Consider the following 23,484-nt stretch of genomic DNA (forward strand, 5'->3'; position numbering starts at 1 on the left):
AGAAGGAACGAATCAGCATGGACATCGACTGGGCAGCCCTCGGCTCCGTCTTCGGCGTCAGCCTCGTGGCCACCGTGGCCCTGGTGGCCGTCTTCACCCTCGGCATCACCGCCCTCTCCCGCCGCGAACGGGCCACCGCCCAGGGCGACTCCGCGACCCTCGCCCTGACCGGCGCGTACGTGTGCTTCGCGGCCTGCGCGACGGCGGTGGCGTACGGGATCTTTCTGATCGTGGCCTGACCGGCCGCCAGTTGGACCGAGCGTGGGGTGCGGGACGGATCACCGTCCCGCACCCCACGTCTTCGTGCCCCCTTCGACGACCCGCGTGTGGGCATCAGCACACTCCTCCCCCGCAGGTCAACAGCAAGTTGACGCCCCTTCCAACACCGTGGTGGACTGCCGGAGCCATATACGGCGGCAGGAGAGGAAGCCGGTGCGAATCCGGCGCGGTCCCGCCACTGTCACCGGGGTAGACAACCCCGGGAGCCAGGAACTCTCACCGCCGGTCTCGTCGAACCAGGGCGTGGACACCCTGAGTGAGGACATATCGCCATGCTCGGCTGTCGTTCGAGGTCCCGTACCAGCGCAGTGTCCGACTCAGCGACCGGCTGAGCCGATGCGTGCCGATCGCGTCTTCGCGTACGGCGCCGCCGCCGGCCTTCTCGGTGACCACCTGCTCGGCGATCCCCGCCGCGGGCATCCGGTCGCCGCGTTCGGCCACGCCGCAGGCGCCGTGGAACAGCTGCTGTGGCGCGACCACCGAGGCTGGGGCGCCCTGCACACCGCCGTGTGCGTGGGCGGCGCCGTCTCCCTGGCCGCCGTGGCAACTTCGGCCCTACGACCGTCCCGTACGGCCTCTGCCGCCCTCACCGCCGCCGCCACCTGGGCGGTCGTCGGCGGGACCTCCCTCGCGCGCGAGGCCGGCACCATCGGGCGGGCGCTGGAGGCCGGTGACATCGAGGCCGCACGGGCGCGCCTGCCCCACCTCTGCGGCCGGGACCCACAGGCCCTCGACGCCGACGGGATCGCCCGGGCCGTCGTCGAGTCCGTCGCCGAGAACACCTCCGACGCCGTGGTGGGCGCCCTGGTGTGGGGCGGCATCGCCGGTGTCCCGGGTCTGCTCGGCTTCCGGGCCGTGAACACCCTGGACGCCATGGTCGGCCACAAGTCGGCCAAGTACCGCCGCTACGGCTGGGCTTCGGCCCGCCTCGACGACCTCGCCGGCTGGCCCGGCGCCCGCCTCACCGCTGCCCTCGCGACCGTCGCGGGCGGCGACCCACGCGGAGCGGTACGCGCCTGGCGCACCGACGCCCGCAAACACCCGAGCCCCAACGCCGGTCCCGTGGAGGCCTCTTTCGCGGGCGCCCTCGGCGTGCGGCTGGGCGGAACGCTCTCCTACGGCGGCCGGGTCGAGCACCGGCCCGTGCTCAACGACGACGGACGCGCCGTCGCCGTACCCGACATCGATCGGGCGGTACGGCTGTCCCGGCGCGTCGGCTGGCTGGCGCTCGGCGTCAGTGTCGCCGGGCGCCTGCTGCTGAAGGGACGCAAGTCATGAGCGGCGGCGGGCTGTTGGTCGCGGGCACCACCTCGGACGCCGGCAAGAGTGTCGTGACCGCCGGGATCTGCCGGTGGCTGGTGCGGCAGGGCGTGAAGGTGGCGCCGTTCAAGGCGCAGAACATGTCCCTGAACTCGTTCGTGACGCGCGAAGGTGCCGAGATCGGCCGGGCCCAGGCCATGCAGGCACAGGCCTGCCGGATCGAGCCGACCGCGCTGATGAACCCCGTCCTCCTCAAGCCGGGCGGCGACCGCACCAGCCAGGTCGTGCTCATGGGCAAGCCCGTGGGGGAGATGAGCGCGCGCGGCTATCACGGCGGGCGGCAGGAGGCGCTGCTCGGGACCGTGTTGGACTGTCTCGCCGAGTTGCGGGGCACGTATGACGCGGTGATCTGCGAGGGGGCCGGTTCGCCCGCCGAGATCAATCTGCGGCGGACCGACATCGTGAACATGGGCATCGCGCGCAACGCGCAACTGCCCGTGCTCGTGGTCGGCGACATCGACCGCGGCGGCGTCTTCGCCTCCTTCTTCGGGACGGTGGCGCTGCTCGGCCCGGAGGACCAAGCCCTCGTCGCCGGGTTCCTCGTCAACAAGTTCCGCGGCGATGTGTCGCTGCTGGAACCGGGGTTGGACATGCTGCTCGGCCTCACCGGGCGCCGGACGTACGGCGTGCTGCCGTTCCAGCACGGGCTCGGGATCGACGAGGAGGACGGGCTGCGGATCTCGTTGCGCGGCACCGTCCGCGAGTCCAACACCGCGCCGCCGGTCGGCGAGGACGTGCTGCGGGTCGCCGTCTGCGCGATCCCGCTCATGTCCAACTTCACCGACGTGGACGCGCTGGCCGCCGAGCCGGGCGTCGTGGTGCGGTTCGTGGACCGGCCGGAGGAGTTGGCCGACGCCGATCTCGTCGTCGTCCCCGGGACCCGGGGAACGGTGCAGGCGCTGGAGTGGCTGCGGGAGCGCGGCCTCGCCGACGCCCTCGTCCGCAGGGCCGCCGACCAGCGGCCGATCCTCGGCGTCTGCGGCGGCTTCCAGATCCTCGGCGAGCACATCGAGGACGAGGTCGAGAGCCGGCGGGGCTCGGTCGACGGACTCGGAGTACTCCCACTGCGCGTGCGGTTCGCGCGCGAGAAAACCCTCACCCGGCCCATCGGCGAAGCCCTCGGCGAGCGGGTCGAGGGGTACGAGATCCATCACGGTGTCGCCCAACTGACCGGCGGAGAAGCCTTTTTGGACGGCTGCCGGGTCGGCCAGACCTGGGGCACCCACTGGCACGGCTCGCTGGAGTCGGACGGGTTCCGGCGGGCGTTCCTGCGCGAGGTGGCCGCCGCCGCGGGGCGCCGGTTCGTGCCGGCCGCCGACACCTCGTTCGCCGCGCTGCGCGAGGAGCAGCTCGACCGGCTCGGCGACCTCATCGAACAGCACGCGGACACGGACGCGCTGTGGCGGCTCATCGAGTCCGGCGCGCCACAAGGACTGCCTTTCATTCCACCGGGAGCGCCCGCATGAGCACAGTGTTGTTGTTGTCGACCGCCGACACGGATCTGCTGGCGGCCCGGGCCTCCGGCGCCGGGTACCGGATCGGCAACCCGAACCGGGTGGACGTCACGGCAGAGTTGCCCGCGCTCGTCGAAGGCGCGGACGTCGCCGTCGTACGGCTGCTCGGCGGCAAGCGTGCCTGGGAGGACGGGCTCGCCGCGCTGAAGGCGTCCGGGATTCCGACCGTGCTGCTCGGCGGAGAGACCGTCCCCGACGCCGAGTTGATGGCCGAGTCGTCGGTGCCGGCGGGTGTGGTGGCCGAGGCGCTCAGGTATCTCGTCGAGGGCGGGCCGGAGAACCTCGCCGAACTCACCCGGTTCCTCTCCGACACGGTGCTGCTGACGGGCGAGGGCTTCGAAGCGCCTCAGGAGATGCCCGAGTACGGGATCCACGGCGAGCCCGAACTCGACCTGGACCGCCCGACGGTCGCCGTGCTCTTCTACCGCGCCCACGAACTGAGCGGCAACACCGCCTTCGTGGACACCCTGTGCGAGGCGATCGAGGCGAAGGGCGCCAACGCCTTTGCTCTGTACTGCGGTTCACTGCGCGGCGCGGAATCAGGCGTGTACGAGCTCCTCGACGGAGCGGACGCACTGATCACCACCGTCCTCGCGGCCGGCGGCGCGAACGCCTCGGAGGCCTCCGCAGGCGGCGAGGAGGGGGCCTGGGACGTCGAGGCGCTCAACATCCTCGGCATCCCTGTCCTGCAGGGGCTCTGCCTGACCACCTCGCAGGCGGCGTGGGAGGCGTCCGACGCCGCCCTCTCCCCCATGGACGCGGCGATGCAGGTCGCGATCCCGGAGTTCGACGGGCGGCTGATCACGGTCCCCTTCTCCTTCAAGGAGCAGGGCCCGGACGACGTCCCGGTCTACGTCGCCGACCCCGAGCGGGCCGCTCGGGTCGCCGGAATCGCCGTACGGCACGCGAAGTTGAAGCACAAGCCGAACGCCGGGAAGAAGCTCGCGCTGGTCTTCACCGCCTACCCGACCAAGCACTCACGCGTCGGCAACGCGGTCGGGCTGGACACGCCCGCGTCGGCGATCCGGGTGCTGGACGCGCTGCGAGACGCCGGGTACGGGGTCGACGGACACCCGGACAACGGGGACGAGTTGATCCACCGGCTCATCAACGCCGGTGGCCACGACGTCGAATGGCTCACCGAGGAGCAACTGGCCGCCGCGCCCGCACGCGTGCCGCTCGCCGACTACCAGGCGTGGTTCGACAAACTCGAACCGGGCCTCAGGCAGGGCATGTTGGACGCGTGGGGCGAGCCGCCGGGCAGCCTCTACGTCGACGGCGACGACATCGTGCTGGCGTCCCTCCGGTTCGGGAACGTCGTCGTCATGATCCAGCCGCCGCGTGGCTTCGGCGAGAACCCGATCGCGATCTACCACGACCCCGACATGCCGCCGTCGCACCACTACATGGCCGCCTACCGCTGGCTGGACAACAGCTTCGGCGCGGACGCGATCGTGCACATGGGCAAGCACGGCACCATGGAATGGCTGCCCGGCAAGGGACTTGGGCTCAGCAGCGGCTGCGCGCCCGACGCCGTACTCGGTGAACTCCCCCTGATCTATCCGTTCATCGTGAACGACCCGGGCGAGGGCACCCAGGCCAAGCGGCGCGGCCACGCCACGGTCGTCGATCACCTGGTGCCGCCGATGGCGCGTGCCGACACCTACGGCGACCTGGCGAAGCTGGAGCAACTCCTCGACGAGTACGCCCTGGTGTCCGACCTGGACCCGACGAAGGCACCGGCCGTGCGCGCGCAGATCTGGACGCTGGTGAAGGCGGCCGAGCTGCACCACGACCTGCATGTGGACGACCAGCCGGACGACGCGGCCTTCGACGAGTTCGTGATGCACATCGACGGCTATCTGTGCGAGATCAAGGACGTACAGATCCGCGACGGGCTGCACATCCTCGGCGGCGGCCCGGTCGATGAGGCGCGCGTGAACCTCGTGCTGGCCGTGCTGCGCGCCTCGCAGGTGTGGGGCGGGCAGGCGAACGCCCTGCCGGGTCTGCGGGCCGCGCTGGCCGAGCATTTCGGCCTGGTCGAGAAGGAGTTGCTGGCCGAGCCGGGCGCTCCCGTGAAGGTGCCGGTGGAGCTGACGGATCTCGTCGAGGGACCGGCCCGTTCGGCGGCCGACGCGATCGACCTGCTGGAGCAGCTGTGCCGCCGGTTCGCGGAGGGCATGGAGGCCCAGGAGTGGGACGTCACGACCGTCCCGGCTCTCGTGCGTGCCGTCATCGGCGCCGAACTCCCGGACGCCGTAGCGGTGTTGAAGTTCGCCTGTGACGAGGTGGTCCCCCGTCTCGCCCGCACCACGGACGAGATCGACCACATCCTCAAGGCGCTGGACGGCGGTTACGTCCCGGCGGGCCCCTCGGGCTCCCCGACCCGTGGTCTGGTCAACGTCCTGCCGACCGGCCGGAACTTCTACTCGGTCGACCCCAAGGCCATTCCGTCCAGGCTGAGTTGGGAGGTCGGGCAGGCACTGGCGGACTCGCTCGTGCAGCGGTACCTCCAGGACAACGGCGAGTTCCCGAAGTCGGTCGGCCTCACGGTGTGGGGCACGTCCGCGATGCGCACCCAGGGCGACGACATCGCCGAGATCCTCGCACTGCTGGGCTGCCGTCCGGTCTGGGACGACGCCTCGCGCCGGGTGACCGGCTTCGAGATCGTGCCCGTCACGGAGCTGGGCCGGCCGCGCATCGATGTCACGGTCCGGATCTCGGGCTTCTTCCGGGACGCGTTCCCGCACGTCGTCGCACTGATCGACGACGCGGTGCGAGCCGTGGCCGACCTGCCGGAGCCCCCCGAGTCCAACTACGTCCGCGCACACGCCGACGAGGACACCGCCGAACACGGCGACCGGCGCCGGGCCACGGCCCGTATCTTCGGCTCCAAGCCGGGCGCGTACGGCGCCGGTCTGCTGCCGCTGATCGACGCCCGCAACTGGCGCAGCGACGCGGACCTCGCCGAGGTGTACGCGGTGTGGGGCGGCTACGCGTACGGGCGCGGCCTCGACGGGCGGGCGGCGCGCGGCGACATGGAGACGGCGTTCAAGCGAATCGCCGTAGCCGCCAAGAACGTTGACACCCGCGAGCACGATCTCGTCGACGCCGACGACTACTTCCAGTACCACGGCGGCATGGTCGCCATGGTCCGCCACCTGACCGGCACCTTCCCCGAGGCGTACGTCGGCGACTCCGCCACCCCGGACCAGGTGAAGACGCGCACGCTCGGCGAGGAGACCCACCGTGTCTTCCGCGCCCGGGTGGTCAACCCCCGCTGGATGGCGGCGATGCGGCGGCACGGCTACAAGGGCGCCTTCGAGATGGCGGCGACCGTCGACTACCTCTTCGGCTACGACGCGACGGCCGGGGTCGTCGACGACTGGATGTACGAGAAGCTCAGCGCCGAGTACGTCTTCGACCCGGAGAACCGGGACTTCATGAAGAAGTCCAACCCGTGGGCGCTGCGCGGCATCACGGAACGGCTCCTCGAAGCAGCCGAGCGCGGCCTGTGGGCCGAGCCGGACGCGGACACGCTGGAGCGACTGCGGGCCACCTATCTGGAGCTCGAAGGCGACCTGGAGGGCGACGACCAGTGACAACTCCCTTTCCGTTCACGGCCGTTGTCGGCCAGGACGATCTGCGGCTCGCGCTGCTGCTGAACGCCGTGTCGCCGGCGGTCGGCGGTGTGCTGGTGCGCGGCGAGAAGGGCACCGCCAAGTCGACGGCCGTGCGCGCTCTGTCGGCGCTGCTGCCTGAGGTCGCCGTCGTCCCCGGCTGCCGCTTCTCCTGCGACCCCGCTTCGCCCGACCCGGCCTGCCCGGACGGGCCGCACGAGACCGGACCCGGCACCCAACGCCCCGCGCGCATGGTCGAGTTGCCGGTCGGCGCATCCGAGGACCGGCTCGTCGGCGCGCTCGACATCGAGCGGGCGCTCGCCGAGGGCGTCAAGGCCTTCGAGCCGGGCCTGCTGGCCGACGCGCACCGCGGCATCCTCTACGTCGACGAGGTCAACCTCCTCCACGACCACCTGGTCGACCTGCTGCTGGACGCGGCGGCGATGGGCGCGTCGTACGTCGAACGCGAAGGCGTCTCCGTCCGGCACGCCGCCCGCTTCCTGCTCGTCGGCACCATGAACCCCGAAGAGGGCGAACTGCGCCCGCAGTTGCTCGACCGCTTCGGCCTGACCGTCGAAGTCGCGGCCTCGCGGGAACCCGACCAGCGGGTCGAGGTCGTACGGCGCAGGCTCGCCTACGACGACGATCCGGCCGGTTTCACCGAGCGCTGGGCGGACGAGGAGTCCTCCGTACGGGCCCACATCATCGCCGCACGTGCGCTGTTGCCGTCCGTGCGGCTGGGCGACGGGGCACTGCGGCAGATCGCGGCGACCTGTGCCGCCTTCGAGGTCGACGGTATGCGCGCCGACATCGTGATGGCGCGTACGGCGACCGCGCTGGCCGCCTGGGCCGGACGGACCGATGTGCTCGCCGAGGACGTGCGGCAGGCCGCGTTGCTCGCGCTGCCGCACCGCAGGCGGCGAAATCCCTTCGACGCGCCGGGACTTGACGAGAACAAGCTCGACGACACGTTGGAGGAGTTCGCCGAGCAGGAGCAGGCACCCGAAGATGATGATCCGGGGCCGGACGGTCCCGACGGCCCGGGTGGCGGCGGTGGGCAATCGCCCGAGGACGACTCGGACGGCCCTCAGGGCGGCGACACCGGTGCACAGCCGGAAGCCGGCGAGGGCGGTCAGCCCCAGAACTCCGGCGAGCAGCAGCCCGTCCGCGCCTCCGAGCCCTTCCGCACCAAGGCGTTGAGTGTGCCCGGGATCGGCGAGGGTGCCGCCGGGCGGCGTTCGCGGGCGCGGACCGAGCACGGGCGGACCACCGGGGCCCGGCGGCCCCAAGGGGCGCTCACCAAACTGCACTTGGCGGCGACCGTACAGGCGGCGGCACCGCATCAGCTGGCGCGTGGGCGGGCCGGGCGCGGGCTGGTGGTGCGCCGGGACGATCTGCGGCAGGCGACGCGGGAGGGGCGTGAGGGCAACCTCGTGCTGTTCGTCGTGGACGCCTCCGGGTCGATGGCGGCCCGGCAGCGGATGAGCGCGGTGAAGGGGGCCGTACTGTCGCTGCTGCTCGACGCGTATCAACGGCGGGACAAGGTGGGGCTGGTGACCTTCCGGGGTTCGTCCGCGGATGTAGCCCTGCCGCCGACCTCCTCCGTGGACGCCGCCGCCGTACGGCTGGAGTCGTTGCCGACCGGTGGGCGGACGCCGCTCGCGGCCGGGCTGCTCAAGGCGCGTGACGTGCTGCGGGTGGAGCGGTTGCGGGATCCCGCGCGGCGGGCGCTGGTGGTCGTGGTGACCGACGGGCGGGCCACCGGTGGTCCCGAGCCGGTCGCGCTGGCCGGGCGGGCGGCGCGGTTGTTCGCGGCGGACGGGGTCGCCTCCGTGGTCGTGGACTGCGAGTCGGGGCCCGTACGGCTGGGCCTGGCCGGGCAGTTGGCCGGTGAGCTGGAGGGCACTGCGGTGACGCTGGACGAGTTGCGGGCCGACTCCATCGCCGGGCTGGTCAAGGACGTACAGAGGAGGGCCGCTTAATGCCGCAGGGACAGCCGAGTGTCGTACCCGCCGACGGACTGACGACCCGTCAGCGACGGAACCGGCCGCTCGTCGTCGTGCACACCGGCATCGGCAAGGGCAAGTCGACCGCCGCCTTCGGGCTGGCGTTGCGCGCCTGGAACCAGGGGTGGCCGATCGGGGTGTTCCAGTTCGTCAAGTCGGCGAAGTGGAAGGTCGGCGAGGAGAACGCCCTTCGGGTGCTGGGGGCTTCCGGCGAGGGCGGGTCCGTCGACTGGCACAAGATGGGCGAGGGCTGGTCGTGGGTGCAGCGCGACTCCCAGATGGACAACGAGGAGAAGGCCCGCGAGGGCTGGGAGCAGGTCAAGCGGGACCTCGCCGCCGAGACGTACCAGCTGTACGTGCTCGACGAGTTCGCGTACCCGATGCACTGGGGCTGGGTCGACACGGACGAGGTGATCTCCGTGCTGCGGGACCGTCCGGGCACCCAGCACGTGATCATCACCGGGCGGAACGCGCCCGAGAAGCTCGTCGACTTCGCCGATCTCGTGACCGACATGTCGAAGGTCAAGCACCCGATGGACGCCGGCCAGAAGGGTCAGCGGGGTATCGAGTGGTGAATCCGTCATGACGTCCTCCTCGTCCTCCGTCCCTCGGCTGGTCATCGCCGCGCCGTCGTCCGGCAGCGGCAAGACCACCGTCGCCACGGGGCTGATGGCCGCGTTCGCCGCGCGGGGGCTCGCCGTGTCCCCGCACAAGGTCGGGCCGGACTACATCGACCCCGGGTATCACGCGCTCGCCACCGGGCGCGTGGGGCGGAACCTCGACGCGTACCTGTGCGGGCCGGAGTTGATCGGTCCGCTGTTCGCGCACGGGGCGCGCGGGTGCGATCTCGCCGTGGTCGAGGGCGTGATGGGGATGTACGACGGGGCCGCGGGCGAGGGGGAGTTGGCGTCCACTGCCCATGTCGCGAAGTTGCTGCGGGCGCCGGTCGTGCTGGTCGTCGACGCGTCCTCGCAGTCCCGGTCCGTCGCCGCGCTGGTGCACGGGTTCGCGTCCTGGGATCCGCAGGTGCGGGTCGGGGGCGTGATCCTCAACAAGGTCGCGTCGGACCGGCACGAGGCGTTGCTGCGGGAGGCGTTGGACGCTGCCGGGGTGCCGGTGCTGGGTGTGCTGCGGCGGGCGCCGCAGGTGGACACGCCGTCCCGGCATCTGGGGTTGGTGCCGGTTGCCGAGCGGCAGTCGGCCGCGGTGGAGGCTGTCGCGGCGATGGGGGCGCAGGTACGTGAAGGCTGTGACCTGGAAGCTCTGTTCGCACTGGCACGAAGTGCGGGCGCGCTGACGGGTGAAGCGTGGGAAGCACCGGTCACCAGCACGACGACACGCGAAGTGGTTGCCGTCGCGGGCGGCCCCGCCTTCACCTTCTCCTACGCCGAACACACCGAACTGCTCACCGCGGCCGGTGCCGAGGTCGTCGTATTCGATCCGCTCCGGGATGAACAACTCCCGGACGGGACACGCGGCTTGGTCATCGGGGGCGGGTTTCCCGAGGTGTACGCCGCGGAGCTGTCCGCCAACGAGCCGTTGCGCAAGGCCGTTGGCGCGCTCGCGGAGAGCGGGGCCCCTGTGGCCGCCGAGTGTGCCGGACTGCTGTATCTGTGCCGGGAGTTGGACGGCCGGCCGATGTGCGGGGTGCTGGATGCCACCGCGCGGATGAGCCAACGGCTGACCCTGGGGTATCGGGACGCCGTCGCGCTGAGCGACAGTGTGCTGGCCGTTGCCGGGACGCGGATGCGCGGGCACGAGTTCCACCGGACCGTCGTCGAGCCCGGCTCGGGGGCGGCTCCCGCCTGGGGGGTGCGCGCCCCCGAGCGGCGGGTCGAAGGTTTCGTACAACAGGGTGTGCACGCGAGTTATCTGCACACGCACTGGGCGGCCGAGCCCGGTGTGGCCCGTCGGTTCGTGGAGAGGTGCCGGACGTCATGAGCAGCAGCAGGTTGATCGGAGTCGGGGTGGGTCCCGGCGATCCGGAGCTGGTGACCGTCAAGGGCGTCAACGCTCTGCGGGCCGCCGACGTCGTCGTGGTGCCGGTGATGGACACCGGTGAGCGGGGGCGCGCCGAGGCGACCGTCCTGCACTACGTGCCGGAGGAGAAGGTCCTCCGAGTCGTCTTCGCGCTCAACGAGCGGACCGACCGGGCCCGGCGCGAGGCCGCCTGGGATGCCGCCGGGGCGAAGGTCGCCGAGCTGCTCGCCGCGCATCCCGTCGTCGCGTTCGCCACCATCGGGGACCCGAACGTCTACTCCACCTTCACCTATCTCGCCCTGACCATCGGGGAGTCGGTGCCGGGGACCGTCGTCGAGACCGTGCCCGGGATCACCGCCATGCAGGATCTCGCCGCGCGCTCCGGGGCCGTACTCACCGAAGGGACCGAGCCGTTGACGCTCGTTCCCGTGACGGCCGGGTCCGCCGTGCTCAAGGACGCGCTGGCCGGGCCGGGGACCGTGGTGGCGTACAAGTTCGGGCGGCAGGCGGCGGAGGTCGCCGAGGCGCTGCGGGAGACCGGGCGGATCGAGGACGCGGTGTGGGGGTCGGCGCTCGGGCTGCCCGAGGAGTCGATCCGGCCGGCCGCCGAACTGGACGGGGAGCCGTTGCCCTATCTGTCCACGCTCATCGCACCCGCGCGGCGCGAGGGCGGGCGGGGCGGGAAGTTGTGACCGGTCGTAGATGCCGTGGATCAGGCCGCGAGGCCGACCACCAGCCAGATGAACGCCGCTCCGGCGACCGTGCACAGCAGGGTCGCGGGCGCGGGGTGTTCGTGGTGGGCCTCGGGGAGGATCTCGGCGGCGGCGAGATAGAGGAGCACGCCACCGAAGAAGCCGAGATAGCCGCCGAGCAGTCCCTGGGGGATGGTGAGGAACGCCGTCGAGGCGGCGCCGGCCACGGGGGCCGCCGCGTCCGCGACCAGCATCGCGATGGCCTTGCGGCGGGCGTTCCCGTAGAGGCTCGTGATCGTGTACGTGTTGAAGCCGTCCGCGAAGTCATGGGCGATGACCGCGAGCGCGACCGCCGTGCCCATGCCGCCGCCCACCTGGAACGCGGCGCCGATCGCCACCCCGTCCATGAAGCTGTGGCCGACCATCGCGGCGGCTGCCGTCAGGCCCACCTCGGGCGCGCGGCCGTTGGTTTCCTCCGCGCCGTGGGAGGCCTGGCGGGCGGCGAGCAGGCGTTCGACCAGATGGGCCACGAGGAAACCGGCCACGAAGAGCAGCAGGGCGGCCGGTACGCCGAAGACCTCGCGGCCCGCCGCGCGCAGCGCCTCCGGCAGGAGGTCGAGGCCGACGACGCCCAGCATCAGGCCGCCGGCCAGGCCCAGGACGAGATGGCGGCGGTCGGTCACCCGCTGTGCCGTCCAGCCGCCGGCCAGCGTCATCAGGAACGCGCCGAGCGCGACGAAGACCGCCATAGTCCCCTTGCTATCCGATCAACCCCTGTTCGCGCACATCCTGGACCGCTCCACCCCCACGTGTACTGACGTTCCCGTTCTGTTTGTCCCGCTTGAGAGGATCCGACCCCATGGCCGATGCCGATGCCACCGCCGACACCCCCACCGGCAAGGTGACCTTCGTCGGTGCCGGCCCCGGCGCCGCCGACCTGCTGACGTTCCGTGCCGCGCGCGCCATCGCCGAGGCCGACGTCGTGATCTGGGCGGCCAGCCTGGTCCAGGCCGAGGTCCTCGACCACGCGCGCGAGGGCGCCGAGATCCTGGACTCGGCGACGATGTCCCTGGAGGACGTCGTCGCCGTGTACGAGCGGGCCGTGGCGGAAGGGCTGCGTGTCGCGCGCATCCACTCGGGCGACCCGGCCCTCTGGGGAGGCACGCAGGAACAGGTCGACCGGTGCCGTGCGATCGGCATCGAGACCGAGATCGTCCCCGGTGTCTCCGCGTTCTCCGCCGTGGCCGCCCTCGCACAGCGCGAGCTGACGATCCCAGAGGTCGCGCAGTCCGTCGTGCTCACCCGGCTCGGCGGCGGCAAGACGCCGATGCCGCCCGGGGAGGAGGTGCGGGAGTTCGCGCGCCACGGCACGACCATGGCGATCTTCCTGTCGGCCGCCCGCAGCGGGCAGTTGGTGCGTGAGCTGCTGGAGGGCGGCTATCCGACGGACACGCCCGTCGTCGTGGCCTACCAGGCGACCTGGCCCGAGGAACTGATCGTGAAGTGCACGATCGCCACGCTGGAGGAGACGGTCAAGGAGCACAAGCTCTGGAAGCACACCCTCTTCCTGGTCGGCCCGGCCCTCGACGCGCACGGCACCCGCTCGCACCTCTACCACCCGGGCCATTTCCACGGCTACCGCAAGGCCGACCCGGAGGCCCGCAGGGCCCTGCGCTCGCGGGGTGCGAGCACATGATCACGGTCGTCGGTACGGGGACGGGCGCGCCGGTCGCGGACGACGTGCTCGCCGGTGCCCGCCTCGTCGTCGGCGGCCGGCGCCATCTGACCGCCGCCACGCTCCCGGACGACGCCGAGCAGATCGTCCTCGGCCCGCTCGCGCCCGCCCTCGACACCATCCAGGCGTACGTCGAGAAGGGCGAGCCGGTCGTCGTGCTGGCCTCGGGGGACCCCGGGTTCTTCGGGATCGTACGGGCGCTGGCGGAACGGTTCGGCACCGATGTCCTCGACGTCCGCCCCGGTGTCTCCTCCGTCGCCACCGCCTTCGCCCGCACCGGCCTGACCTGGGACGACGCGGTCGTGGTCAGCGCGCACGGACGCGATCTCCGTACGGCGGTCAACGCGTGCCGCGCGCATCCCAAGGTCGCCGTGCTCACCGGGCCGGGGGCCGGTCCCGCCGAACTGGGCGCCGCCCTCAGCCACCGCACCGCCGGGCGCGTCCTCGTCGTCGCGTCCGCGTTGGGCTCCGGGCAGGAGCGGGTCGAGCGGGTCACGCCCGCCGAGGCCGCCGCCCGGGACTGGGGTACGGCGGTGAGTGTGGTCCTGTGCCTGGACGAGTCGCGGAGCCTCGGTACCGCGCGGACGGTCGCCGGAGCCGCCGTCGGACCCGCCCGATGGGCCCTGGACGAGCGGGAGTTCGAGCACCGGGACTCCATGATCACCAAGTTCGAGGTACGGGCGCTGGCACTGGCCCGGCTCGGGCCGCGGCTCGGCGAACTGGTCTGGGACATCGGCTCCGGCTCCGGCTCCGTGGCCGTCGAGTGCGCCCGGCTCGGCGCCGCCGTCACCGCCGTCGAGAAGACCCGGGACGGTGTCGAGCGGATCCGTGCCAACGCCGAGGCGCACGGCGTCGACGTGCACACCGTGCACGGGGCGGCGCCGACCGTGCTGTCCGATCTCGACGACCCCGACGCCGTGTTCGTCGGCGGCGGCGGGCGCGAACTGCCCGCCATCGTCACCGCGTGCGCCCGGCGGGCCCGGCGGACCGTGGTCGTCGCGATGGCCGCGCTGGACCGGGTACCGGCGGTGCGCGAGGCACTCGGCGCTGCCGGGTTCGCGGTCGACGGCGTGCTGCTGCAGTCGTCCCGGCTCGCGCCGCTGCCGGGTGATGTGACCCGGCTGGCGGCGACCAATCCCGTTTTTCTGCTGTGGGGCGTCCGGCCTCCGGCATCTGTTGAAGGAGTTGCTCAGTGATCGGCCTCATCTCCGCCACCGCGGCGGGAGCGACGGCGCGGGACCGGCTGGCCGCCGCGTGGCCGGACCGTACGCGCGTGTACGAGGGTCCCGTCGGGGACGCCGTCCGGGCCGCGTTCGCGGAGTGCGAGCAGCTCGTCTGTTTCCTCGCGACGGGAGCCGTAGTACGGCTGATCGCCCCGCTGTTGGGCGACAAGCGGACCGACCCGGGGGTCGTGTGCGTCGACGAGGGCGGCCGGTTCGCCGTGTCGCTGGTCGGTGGGCACGGCGGCGGGGCCAATGAACTCGCCGTGGAGGTGGGCGAGTTGCTGGCCGCCCGGCCCGTCGTGACCACGGCCACGGACGCGGTCGGAGTGACCGGCCTCGACACGCTCGGGTTCCCCGTGGAGGGGGATGTCGCGGGCGTCTCCCGGGCCCTGCTCGACGGCGAACCGGTCGCCCTGGACGCCGAGTTGGCGTGGCCGCTGCCGCCGCTCCGGGTGTCGGGAACGGGTGGCTCCTACGTCGTCCGTGTCACCGATCGCACCGTCGAGCCCGCCGAGCGGGAGGTCGTACTCCGGCCGCCGTCCCTGGTCGTCGGGGTCGGGGCGTCCAAGGGGGCGCCGGTGGACGAGGTGTCGGGACTCATCGAGAGCGCACTGCGCGACGCCGGGCTGTCCGTCGCGTCCCTCGCCGAACTCGCCACCGTCGACGCCAAGTCGGACGAGCCCGGCATCGTCGAGGCGGCTCAGCGACTGGGTGTGCCCCTGGTGACCTACTCCGCCGAGGAGTTGGCGGCCGTAGAGGTGCCCAACCCCTCCGAGGCGCCGCTCACCGCCGTGGGCACACCGTCCGTGGCGGAGGCCGCCGCGCTCGTCGGCGGGGGCGAACTCCTCGTCCCCAAGCGGAAGTCGGAGCGCGCCGACGGGCAGCCTGCGATGGCGACCTGTGCCGTCGCACGGCGGCTCGCGCGCGGTCGGCTCGCGGTGGTCGGGCTCGGACCCGGCGCCCGGGATCTGCTCACCCCGCGCGCCAAGGCCGAACTCCGGCGCGCGGCCGTGCTGGTGGGGCTCGACCAGTACGTGGACCAGATCCGCGATCTGCTGCGGCCCGGGACACTGGTCCTGGAGTCGGGGCTCGGCGCCGAGGAGGAGCGGGCCCGTACGGCCGTGGCCGAGGCGCGGAAGGGGCAGGCGGTCGCGCTGATCGGCAGCGGGGACGCCGGGGTGTACGCGATGGCCTCGCCCGCGCTGGCGGAGGCCTCGGACGACATCGACGTGGTCGGAGTCCCGGGCGTGACGGCCGCGTTGGCCGCCGCCGCGATCCTCGGGGCGCCCCTCGGCCACGACCATGTGTCGATCAGCCTCTCCGATCTGCACACTCCGTGGGAGGTCATCGAGCGCCGGGTGCGGGCCGCGGCCGAGGCGGACATCGTGGTGACGTTCTACAACCCCCGCAGCCGGGGCCGCGATTGGCAGCTCCCGAAGGCCCTCGCCGTCCTCGCCGAACACCGGGAACCGGCGACGCCGGTCGGTGTCGTACGGAACGCCTCGCGGCCGGACGAATCCAGCCGACTGACGACGCTGGCCGCGCTGGATCCGGCGACGGTCGACATGATGACTGTGGTGACCGTGGGCAACACGGCGACCCGGGACATCGCCGGACGCATGGTGACGCCGCGCGGGTACCGCTGGCAGGCGGATCGGGCAGCGCAGGAGGTGGCCGAATGATCCCTGTGGACCGGGTGGTTCATCCGATCGAGGTGGAGTCCTACCGGCGGATGCGCGCCCGCCTGGACACCTCGCACCTCCCGCCGCTGACCCGCGCGGTCGTGGAACGGGTCGTCCACTCCGCCGCCGATCTGGAGTACGCGTCCGATCTGGTCCTGGACGAGGGCGAGTTGGCGAAGGCGCACAGCGCGCTGCACGCGGGGGCGCCGGTGGTCGTGGACGTGGCGATGGTCGCGGCCGGGATCACACAGCTCAAGACCGTGTGCCGGCTGAAGGACGCCAGGTCCGGTCCCGGGCTGACGCGTTCGGCCCACGCGATCCGGCTCGCCCACGACGAGGTCGGGCCCGGCGCCCTGTGGGTGATCGGCAACGCGCCGACCGCCCTGGAGGAGTTGCTCACGCTGGACGCCTCCCCCGCACTCGTCATCGGGCTGCCCGTCGGCTTCGTCGGCGCGGTCGAGTCCAAGGCCGCGTTGCGCGAGAGCGGGCTGCCCGCCGTGAGCAACGTGTCCGAGAAGGGCGGTTCGGCGGTCGCCGCGGCTGCCCTCAACGCCCTTCTGTACCACCCCACATCACCGTCCGAGGAGACATCGTGACCACCCCGCCGCCCGCCCTGCTCATCGCCGGACACGGCACCCGGGACGAGGCCGGAGCCGAGGCGTTCCGGTCCTTCGTACGGGAGTTGGGCCGCCGCCATCCCGAACTGCCCGTCGCGGGCGGGTTCATCGAGCTCTCGCCGCCGCCGCTGGGCGACGCGGTGACCGAACTGGTGGAGCGCGGGGTGCGCCGGTTCGCCGCCGTACCGTTGATGCTGGTGTCCGCCGGGCACGCCAAGGGGGACATCCCGGCGGCGCTGGCCCGGGAGAAGGAGCGGCACGCGAGGATCTCCTACACGTACGGCCGCCCACTGGGCCCGCACCCGTCGCTGCTGAAGGTGCTGGAGCGGCGGCTCGACGAGGCACTGGGCGAGTCGGCGCGCACGCCCGAGGACCGGGCCGATGTGACGGTGCTGCTGGTGGGGCGCGGGTCGACGGACCCGGACGCCAACGCCGAGGTGCACAAGGCGGCGCGGCTGCTGTGGGAGGGGCGAGGCTACGCTGGCGTGGAGCCGGCGTTCGTGTCCCTGGCGGCGCCGGACGTGCCGAGCGGTCTTGACCGGTGTGTGAAGCTGGGCGCGCGGCGGATAGTCGTGCTGCCGTACTTCCTGTTCACGGGCATCCTGCCGGAGCGGGTGCGACAGCAGACGGAGGGCTGGGCGGCGGCGCACCCGGAGACCGAGGTACGGTCGGCCGAAGTCATCGGTCCGGAGCCGGAGTTGCTCGACCTGGTGATGGAGCGGTACCGGGAGGCGGTCAAGGGTGATCTGCGGATGAACTGCGACTCGTGCGTGTACCGCATCGCGCTGCCCGGTTTCGAGGACAAGGTGGGGCAACCGCAGCAGCCGCACTTCCACCCGGACGACGACGGTCACGACCACGACGGTCACCACCACGGGCATCACCATCACGGTGGGCACGCCCATGCACACTGACAGAGCCCACGACCCCACGGACAACGCGCACGAGCCCACGCGCGAAACCCATGACCTCCGTCATCACGGCGACGCCGAAGTCCGGGACGACGGCGCCCGGTTGATCGACCTCGCGGTGAACGTCCGCGCGGACACCCCGCCCACCTGGCTGCGCGAACGGATAGCCGGTTCACTGACCGGTCTCGCCGCCTACCCGGACGGGCGGGCGGCGCGGGCGGCGGTCGCGGCGCGGCACGGGCTGGCGGTGGACCGGGTACTGCTGACGGCGGGTGCCGCCGAGGCGTTCGTGCTGCTCGCCCGCGCGCTGAAGGTCCGTCAGCCGGTGGTCGTGCACCCGCAGTTCACGGAGCCGGAGGCGGCGCTGCGGGACGCGGGGCACGCGGTGGAGCGGGTGCTGCTGCGGGAGGCGGACGGTTTCCGGCTGACCCCGGGGGCGGTTCCCGAGGGCGCGGACCTGGTGCTGATCGGCAACCCGACGAACCCCACGTCCGTCCTCCACCCTGCGGCTTCGATCGCCCGACTCGCCCGCCCGGGGCGGACGTTGGTGGTGGACGAGGCGTTCATGGACGCGGTGCCGGGTGAGCGCGAGGCGCTCGCGGGCCGGACCGACATCCCCGGCCTGGTGGTGCTGCGCAGCCTCACGAAGACGTGGGGTCTGGCGGGGCTGCGGATCGGCTACGTCCTGGCAGCCCCCGAGACGATCGCCGAACTCGAACGGGCCCAGCCCCTGTGGCCGGTGTCCACACCCGCGCTCGCCGCGGCGGAGGCGTGCATGGAGTCACCGGCCCTCGTGGAGGCCGCCCACGCGGCCCACCGCATCGCCGCCGACCGGGCCCATCTCGTCGCCGGCCTCACCGAGTTCGCCCCTGACGGCCTCCAGGTCATGGAACCCGCCGAGGGCCCCTTCGTCCTCGTTCGCGTTCCCAACGCGGTTGCCGTCCGACGGCATCTGCGCGACCTGGGCTTCGCGGTGCGCAGGGGGGACACGTTTCCGGGGTTGGGCGAGGAGTGGCTACGGTTGGCGGTACGAGACCGGACAACGGTCAACAGGTTCTTGCAGGCACTGGACCAGGCGGTGACGTTGTCGGGGAAGTGACATCCCGTACCAGGGGGCTCCGTCCCCTGGACCCCCGGCCCATGCCCACCCACCACCCGACTCGGTCGGTCGAGAGGTCGCCTTTCAAGCATCCGAGACGGGTGGGTGGGAAAGGTGGTTGCCCTAGCCACGACGGCGGCGCGCCGTGATCACCGCTCCCCCGCCCACCGCCAGCAACAACACTGCCCCACCCGCGACATACGGTGTCATGGAGCTACCCCCCGTCTCGGCCAACCCCTCCTCCACCGGAGCCCCCTGCGGCTTCACGTCCGGGGCCGACGACGGTGACGGTGACGGTGACGGTGCCTCACAGGTCGCCCGCGCCAACGTCACCGTCCCCTCCACATCCGCCACGTTCAGCTTCAACGGGTTGACGGACACCTTGAGTTGGAGCGCGGTCGCAGCGGCCGTCCGGGACGTGGTCGACGTCTTGGACAAGTCGAGCCGCACCGACCCGACCCCCGGCACCTGAACCTCCGTAGGACCACCGGCGGTCACCGTGACCCGCTTACCGAGCACCGTCACCGCCCCCGGCAGATGCGACGTGGCGACCGGCGCCTTCCCCGCCTCGCACGTCGCCTTGGAGGTGACCGCGTCGACCTCGATGAGCGAGAGCAACGGCAACCCGGGCACATGGAGCCGGACATGGGCGAGGTTCGTGTACCCCTCGGCCTGCGTCGCGGACACCGTCGCCTTCGCCGTGGCGACGTCCGCGCTGAGCACACTGAACGGCTGCCCACCGTTCACCCCGTCCAACTGGGCGCTGAGCGCGGTCTTTTCGGCGCTCTGCGGTGCCTGGACCTCGTTGAGGGAGACCGCGAGCGGAACGTCCACGGTCTTGTTGAGCAGGGACACGTCGAGCCCGGTACGCAGGACGACGGCGCTCGCACGACCCTGGTCGGTTCTCGCGTGGGCGGACCCCGCGCCGGCCAGCGTCGCGGGACCGGCGGCGAGAGCGGCGGCCGTGGCGACGGTGGCCCAACGGCGTGCGGGCATGCGGAAGTTGGTGCCGTTCAAGGTGTGGGACCCCCAGAAGAGACATGCTTGGGACCCGGTAAGAATTACCCACGAAGGGTGAACCGTCAGCGATCCCGCGTCACTTCACCCCATCGTGGGTTTTCCGTGAACGCATTCGAATCGACTGGCGACTATTCGACCACCAGCCCGTTCAGCACCACTCGTCGCGGCGACGCCAGGACGCGGACATCGGCGCGCGGGTCCGCCTCGTACACGACGAAGTCCGCCGGCGCGCCCTCCTCGAGCCCGGGCCGCCCGAGCCACCGCCGCGCGCCCCACGCGGTCGCCGAGAGCGCCTCCACGGCCGGGATGCCGGCGGTGACGAGCTCGGCGACCTCGGCGGCGACCAGGCCGTGGGCCAACGACCCCCCGGCGTCCGTGCCGACGTACACCGGGACGCCCGCGTCGTAGGCGGCGCGCACGGTGTCGTAGCGCCGCTCGTACAGTCGCCGCAGATGGGCGGACCAGCGTGGGTACTTGGCGTCGCCGCCCTCGGCGAGCTTCGGGAAGGTCGCGATGTTCACGAGGGTCGGGACGATCGCCACGCCCCGCGAGGCGAACAGCGGGATGATCTCCTCGGTGAGGCCGGTCGCGTGCTCGATGCAGTCGATGCCCGCCTCGACCAGGTCGCGCAACGCGTCCTCCGCGAAGCAGTGCGCGGTGACACGGGCGCCGAGCCGGTGCGCTTCGGCGATCGCCGCCTCCACGGCCTCGCGCGGCCAGCAGGCCGACAGGTCGCCGAGGTCGCGGTCGATCCAGTCGCCGACCAACTTGACCCAGCCGTCGCCGCGTCGGGCCTCCTGGCCGACGTAGGCGACGAGTTCGTCCGGTTCGATCTCGTGGGCGAAGTTGCGGATGTATCGGCGGGTGCGGGCGATGTGTCTGCCCGCGCGGACGATCTTCGGTAGGTCCTCGCGGTCGTCGATCCAGCGGGTGTCGGACGGCGAACCCGCGTCGCGGAGCAGGAGGGTGCCGGCATCGCGGTCGGTGAGGGCCTGTTGCTCGGCGGTCTCGGCGTCTACCGGGCCATGGGTTCCCAGGCCTACGTGGCAGTGGGCGTCCACGAGGCCGGGGAGGGCCCAGCCGTCGACCGTCCGGATGTCGTCGGCGTGGACGGGGCGGTCGTAGGAGATGCGGCCGTCGATGACCCAGAGTTCGTCGCGGATGTCCTCGGGGCCCACCAGGACTCGGCCCTTCATGTGCAGCACCGGTAGATCGCTCATGGACGCACGATAGTTCGTCGGGTGCGGGTCCGTCGTGGCTGGTCGCGCCCACGCGGCGCAGCCGCAAATCGGCACAGCCCCGCGCCCCTCAGGGGCCGCTGCCCTCGTCGTCCACGTCAGCCATCGCGGGGTCCAGCAGCCGGGACAGGAAATGGCGGGTGCGGGCGTGCTGCGGCTTGGTGATGACCCGGTCCGGTGTGCCGTCCTCGACGATCACCCCGGCGTCCATGAACACCACCCGGTCAGCGACCTCGCGTGCGAACGTCATCTCGTGGGTGACCACCATCATGGTCATGCCCTCGTTCGCGAGCATCCGCATGACCGCCAGTACGTCGCCCACCAGTTCCGGGTCGAGTGCGGAGGTCGGTTCGTCGAAGAGCATCACCTCGGGGTCCATCGCCAACGCCCGTGCGATCGCGACGCGTTGCTGCTGGCCGCCGGAGAGGGACGCGGGGTGGGCCGCCGCCTTCTCGGAGAGACCCACGCGCCGCAGGTTCTCCGCGGCGACCCTCTCGGCCGCCGCCCTGTCCCGGCGCAGGACCCGGCGTTGGGGCAGGGTGAGGTTCTCGGTGACGGTCAGGTGCGGGAAGAGGTTGAACTGCTGGAAGACCATGCCGATACGACGGCGTACGGCGTCGATGTCGACATCGGGGTCGGTGACCTCGGTGCCGCCGACGAACACCCGCCCCTCGGTGGGTTCTTCGAGCAGGTTCACACACCGCAACAGGGTCGACTTGCCCGAGCCCGACGGCCCGATGACGCACACCACCTCCCCCTGCCCGATCTCCAGGTCGATGCCGCGCAGTACCTCATTCGTGCCGAACGACTTGTGCAGGCCGCGCACTTCGATCTCGGGATTCCCCGACGGGGCGGTCATCGCACGGCCTCCCCGGTCTTCGTCTCCATGCGGCGCACCACGAAGCTCAGCGGGATCGTGACGAGGAGATAGCACAGGCCCGCGACCAGGATGGGCGTGGAGTTGGCGGTCGTACTGGCCAAGTCCCGTCCGTATTTGGACAGTTCGCGCTCCTCCAGGGTGACGCCGAGGAACAGGACCAGGGAGGAGTCCTTGAAGAGCAGCACGAGTTCGTTGGTGAGGGGCGGCAGGATGATCCGGAGCGCCTGCGGGACGACGATCGACACCATGGCCCGCGCCTGCGAGAAGCCGAGCGAACGGGCCGCCTCCAGCTGCCCCCTGGGTACCGCCTGGATGCCCGCGCGGATCGTCTCCGCCATGTACGCGGCCGACACCAGGCCGAGCGCGAGGGCGACCTTGCCGTACGTACCGCCGACGATCTCCGTCCCGGGGAAGGCGAGCGGCACGGCGACACCGACGAAGATGAAGATCAGCAGGGCGGGCAGGCCCCGGAAGATCTCGATGTAGATCCCGGCGAGCCAGCGGTACGGTCCGACGGACGACAGCCGCATCAGCGCGACGACCATGCCGAGGACGAGTCCGAAGACGAAGCCCGACAGGGTGTAGAGCACCGTGTTCTTCAACGCCAGCGTGATGACGTCGGGGAACATCTGCTTGGCGATGCTCCACTGCGCGAACTGGTTCTTCAGCCGGCCCCAGTCGGCGGTGACCGCGAAGGCGATCACCGCGCCGAGGAACACCGTGTACTGAACTCCCCTGGACAGCCTGCGCCGTTGACGACGCGTCAGGCCCTTCGCCCTCGGCTGGAGTTGCAGGTCGGTCATGAGGCCGAGGGTGACGGCGAGGCGGCCGAGGCGTCGTACGGGCCGATCCACTTCTCGTACAGCTTCTTGTACGTGCCGTCGGCCTTCGCGTCCTTGATCGCCCTGTTGATGGCGGCGAGGAGTTTCGTGTTGCCCTTCTTGACCGTGAAGCCGTACTGCTCACCGGTGTTGAGGTTGTCGACGACCTCGAAGGCGTCGGCGTTGGCCTTGGTCTTCAACCAGCCCTGTACGACGGGGTAGTCGATGATGACGGCCTGGACCTGGCCGGTGCGCAGGCCGTTGAGGACGGCGTCGGAGGACTCGAAGGAGACGGGGTCGAAGCCCTTGCTCTTCGCGTAGTCCTCGCCGGTGGTCTGCGCCTGGGCGCCGAGCTTCTTGCCCTTGGTCTTCACGTCGGCGAGGGAGGTGATCCCGCTCTTCTTGTCGACGAGGACGGCCTGGGTGGCGTCGAAGTAGGGGTCGGAGAAGTCGACGTTCTTCTTGCGCTCGGCGGTGATGGTCATACCGGCGGCAGCGAGGTCGCATTCGTCGGCGTTGAGGAAGGCGCCGGTCTTGAAGTTCTCGAAGGGGGTGTCGAGGATCTGCTGCTTCACGCCGAGGTTCTTGGCCACGAGGTCGATGAGGGAGACGTCGAAGCCCTGCACCTTGCCGTCGATCTCGGACTGGAAGGGCGGGTAGGGCAGGTGGGTGCAGGTCGTGAGCCGACCCGCCTTGACGAGTTCGACGCCACCGGCGGCGGTCTTAGAACCGCTGCCGCCGCTGTCGCTCGACGTGCAGCCGGCCACGAGGACGAGTGCGGCCGTCGCGGTGGTGGCGGCCAGGGTGCGGGCCCGGCGGCCGAGGAGCGTGTTCACGGAGGCCTCCT

20 protein-coding genes and 1 riboswitch are annotated in these 23,484 nt (G+C 71.7%); of the genes, 14 read left to right on the forward strand and 6 right to left on the reverse strand.

Annotation, left to right across the window (positions count from 1 at the left end):
* The first annotated feature begins 17 nt into the window (after positions 1-17).
* From OC490_RS34345 to cobI, 8 genes are all read left to right on the forward strand, one after another.
* Positions 18-239: a hypothetical protein gene (locus OC490_RS34345; protein WP_262061930.1), complete on the forward strand. Its 222-nt coding sequence runs from the start codon at positions 18-20 to the stop codon at positions 237-239.
* Between the two features lie 134 nt (positions 240-373).
* Positions 374-516: riboswitch (cobalamin riboswitch) on the forward strand.
* A 99-nt stretch (positions 517-615) separates the two neighbouring features.
* Entirely contained in the window at positions 616-1,557 is a 942-nt protein-coding gene (locus OC490_RS34350) for a cobalamin biosynthesis protein (RefSeq protein ID WP_262061931.1), read from the forward strand.
* Positions 1,554-3,065, forward strand: a complete 1,512-nt coding sequence (locus tag OC490_RS34355) for a cobyric acid synthase (RefSeq protein ID WP_262061932.1) — start codon at positions 1,554-1,556, stop codon at positions 3,063-3,065. The genes OC490_RS34350 and OC490_RS34355 overlap by 4 nt, the downstream gene beginning before the upstream one ends.
* Complete coding sequence (gene cobN / locus OC490_RS34360; RefSeq protein ID WP_262061933.1) at positions 3,062-6,715, forward strand: cobaltochelatase subunit CobN; 3,654 nt, start codon at positions 3,062-3,064, stop codon at positions 6,713-6,715. Before OC490_RS34355 ends, cobN begins: the two co-directional genes overlap by 4 nt.
* Positions 6,712-8,715 (forward strand): putative cobaltochelatase, encoded by a 2,004-nt coding sequence (locus OC490_RS34365; protein WP_262061934.1) that lies wholly within the window; start codon positions 6,712-6,714, stop codon positions 8,713-8,715. Before cobN ends, OC490_RS34365 begins: the two co-directional genes overlap by 4 nt.
* Positions 8,715-9,314 (forward strand): cob(I)yrinic acid a,c-diamide adenosyltransferase, encoded by a 600-nt coding sequence (gene cobO, locus OC490_RS34370; RefSeq protein ID WP_262061935.1) that lies wholly within the window; start codon positions 8,715-8,717, stop codon positions 9,312-9,314. The genes OC490_RS34365 and cobO overlap by 1 nt, the downstream gene beginning before the upstream one ends.
* 7 nt (positions 9,315-9,321) lie before the next feature.
* On the forward strand, positions 9,322-10,680 hold the full coding sequence (locus tag OC490_RS34375; protein WP_262061936.1) for a cobyrinate a,c-diamide synthase: 1,359 nt from the start codon (positions 9,322-9,324) through the stop codon (positions 10,678-10,680).
* On the forward strand, positions 10,665-11,411 hold the full coding sequence (cobI, locus tag OC490_RS34380; protein ID WP_262061937.1) for a precorrin-2 C(20)-methyltransferase: 747 nt from the start codon (positions 10,665-10,667) through the stop codon (positions 11,409-11,411). Before OC490_RS34375 ends, cobI begins: the two co-directional genes overlap by 16 nt.
* Before the next feature lie 20 nt (positions 11,412-11,431).
* Here cobI and OC490_RS34385 read toward each other — a convergent pair whose 3' ends face one another.
* The gene (locus OC490_RS34385) at positions 11,432-12,160 is read right to left on the reverse strand and encodes a ZIP family metal transporter (RefSeq protein ID WP_262061938.1); all 729 of its coding nucleotides are present in this window, start codon (positions 12,158-12,160) and stop codon (positions 11,432-11,434) included.
* A 110-nt stretch (positions 12,161-12,270) separates the two neighbouring features.
* On the opposite strand from OC490_RS34385, the gene cobM reads away from it, so the two are divergent.
* From cobM to cobC, 6 genes are read left to right on the forward strand one after another with little or no spacing between them, the layout of a single operon-like run.
* Entirely contained in the window at positions 12,271-13,107 is an 837-nt protein-coding gene (cobM, locus tag OC490_RS34390; protein ID WP_262061939.1) for a precorrin-4 C(11)-methyltransferase, read from the forward strand.
* Complete coding sequence (cbiE, locus tag OC490_RS34395; protein ID WP_262061940.1) at positions 13,104-14,342, forward strand: precorrin-6y C5,15-methyltransferase (decarboxylating) subunit CbiE; 1,239 nt, start codon at positions 13,104-13,106, stop codon at positions 14,340-14,342. Before cobM ends, cbiE begins: the two co-directional genes overlap by 4 nt.
* Positions 14,339-16,051, forward strand: a complete 1,713-nt coding sequence (gene cobJ, locus OC490_RS34400) for a precorrin-3B C(17)-methyltransferase (protein ID WP_262061941.1) — start codon at positions 14,339-14,341, stop codon at positions 16,049-16,051. The genes cbiE and cobJ overlap by 4 nt, the downstream gene beginning before the upstream one ends.
* 5 nt (positions 16,052-16,056) lie before the next feature.
* A complete protein-coding gene (locus OC490_RS34405) occupies positions 16,057-16,647 on the forward strand; it encodes a precorrin-8X methylmutase (RefSeq protein WP_262062044.1) in 591 nt (196 codons plus the stop codon).
* The gene (locus OC490_RS34410; protein ID WP_262061942.1) at positions 16,644-17,582 is read left to right on the forward strand and encodes a sirohydrochlorin chelatase; all 939 of its coding nucleotides are present in this window, start codon (positions 16,644-16,646) and stop codon (positions 17,580-17,582) included. Before OC490_RS34405 ends, OC490_RS34410 begins: the two co-directional genes overlap by 4 nt.
* On the forward strand, positions 17,572-18,678 hold the full coding sequence (cobC, locus tag OC490_RS34415) for an Rv2231c family pyridoxal phosphate-dependent protein CobC (protein ID WP_262061943.1): 1,107 nt from the start codon (positions 17,572-17,574) through the stop codon (positions 18,676-18,678). The genes OC490_RS34410 and cobC overlap by 11 nt, the downstream gene beginning before the upstream one ends.
* 123 nt (positions 18,679-18,801) lie before the next feature.
* Here cobC and OC490_RS34420 read toward each other — a convergent pair whose 3' ends face one another.
* The 5 genes from OC490_RS34420 to OC490_RS34440 form a co-directional block, all read right to left on the reverse strand.
* Complete coding sequence (locus OC490_RS34420) at positions 18,802-19,695, reverse strand: SCO1860 family LAETG-anchored protein (protein ID WP_262061944.1); 894 nt, start codon at positions 19,693-19,695, stop codon at positions 18,802-18,804.
* 131 nt (positions 19,696-19,826) lie between these two features.
* On the reverse strand, positions 19,827-20,918 hold the full coding sequence (locus tag OC490_RS34425) for an amidohydrolase family protein (RefSeq protein WP_262061945.1): 1,092 nt from the start codon (positions 20,916-20,918) through the stop codon (positions 19,827-19,829).
* 88 nt (positions 20,919-21,006) lie between these two features.
* Positions 21,007-21,795: an amino acid ABC transporter ATP-binding protein gene (locus OC490_RS34430; protein ID WP_262061946.1), complete on the reverse strand. Its 789-nt coding sequence runs from the start codon at positions 21,793-21,795 to the stop codon at positions 21,007-21,009.
* Positions 21,792-22,619 (reverse strand): amino acid ABC transporter permease, encoded by an 828-nt coding sequence (locus OC490_RS34435; RefSeq protein ID WP_262061947.1) that lies wholly within the window; start codon positions 22,617-22,619, stop codon positions 21,792-21,794. Before OC490_RS34435 ends, OC490_RS34430 begins: the two co-directional genes overlap by 4 nt.
* Positions 22,616-23,473, reverse strand: coding sequence for a transporter substrate-binding domain-containing protein (locus OC490_RS34440; protein WP_262061948.1), 858 nt, complete (start codon positions 23,471-23,473; stop codon positions 22,616-22,618). The genes OC490_RS34435 and OC490_RS34440 overlap by 4 nt, the downstream gene beginning before the upstream one ends.
* Positions 23,474-23,484 lie beyond the last annotated feature (11 nt).

This window comes from Streptomyces sp. STR69, from assembly GCF_024519455.1.
Taxonomy (GTDB): Bacteria; Actinomycetota; Actinomycetes; order Streptomycetales; family Streptomycetaceae; genus Streptomyces.

Excerpts from the sequence above, each read along its gene's own strand:
- OC490_RS34435 (WP_262061947.1), bottom strand. The coding sequence starts at position 22,619 with ATGACCGACCTGCAACTCCAGCCGAGGGCGAAGGGCCTGACGCGTCGT.
- OC490_RS34345 (WP_262061930.1), top strand. The coding sequence starts at position 18 with ATGGACATCGACTGGGCAGCCCTCGGCTCCGTCTTCGGCGTCAGCCTC.
- OC490_RS34355 (WP_262061932.1), top strand. The coding sequence starts at position 1,554 with ATGAGCGGCGGCGGGCTGTTGGTCGCGGGCACCACCTCGGACGCCGGC.
- cobO (WP_262061935.1), top strand. The coding sequence starts at position 8,715 with ATGCCGCAGGGACAGCCGAGTGTCGTACCCGCCGACGGACTGACGACC.
- OC490_RS34385 (WP_262061938.1), bottom strand. The coding sequence starts at position 12,160 with ATGGCGGTCTTCGTCGCGCTCGGCGCGTTCCTGATGACGCTGGCCGGC.
- OC490_RS34350 (WP_262061931.1), top strand. The coding sequence starts at position 616 with ATGCGTGCCGATCGCGTCTTCGCGTACGGCGCCGCCGCCGGCCTTCTC.
- OC490_RS34375 (WP_262061936.1), top strand. The coding sequence starts at position 9,322 with ATGACGTCCTCCTCGTCCTCCGTCCCTCGGCTGGTCATCGCCGCGCCG.
- OC490_RS34430 (WP_262061946.1), bottom strand. The coding sequence starts at position 21,795 with ATGACCGCCCCGTCGGGGAATCCCGAGATCGAAGTGCGCGGCCTGCAC.
- cobC (WP_262061943.1), top strand. The coding sequence starts at position 17,572 with ATGCACACTGACAGAGCCCACGACCCCACGGACAACGCGCACGAGCCC.
- cobN (WP_262061933.1), top strand. The coding sequence starts at position 3,062 with ATGAGCACAGTGTTGTTGTTGTCGACCGCCGACACGGATCTGCTGGCG.
- cbiE (WP_262061940.1), top strand. The coding sequence starts at position 13,104 with ATGATCACGGTCGTCGGTACGGGGACGGGCGCGCCGGTCGCGGACGAC.
- OC490_RS34425 (WP_262061945.1), bottom strand. The coding sequence starts at position 20,918 with ATGAGCGATCTACCGGTGCTGCACATGAAGGGCCGAGTCCTGGTGGGC.
- cobM (WP_262061939.1), top strand. The coding sequence starts at position 12,271 with ATGGCCGATGCCGATGCCACCGCCGACACCCCCACCGGCAAGGTGACC.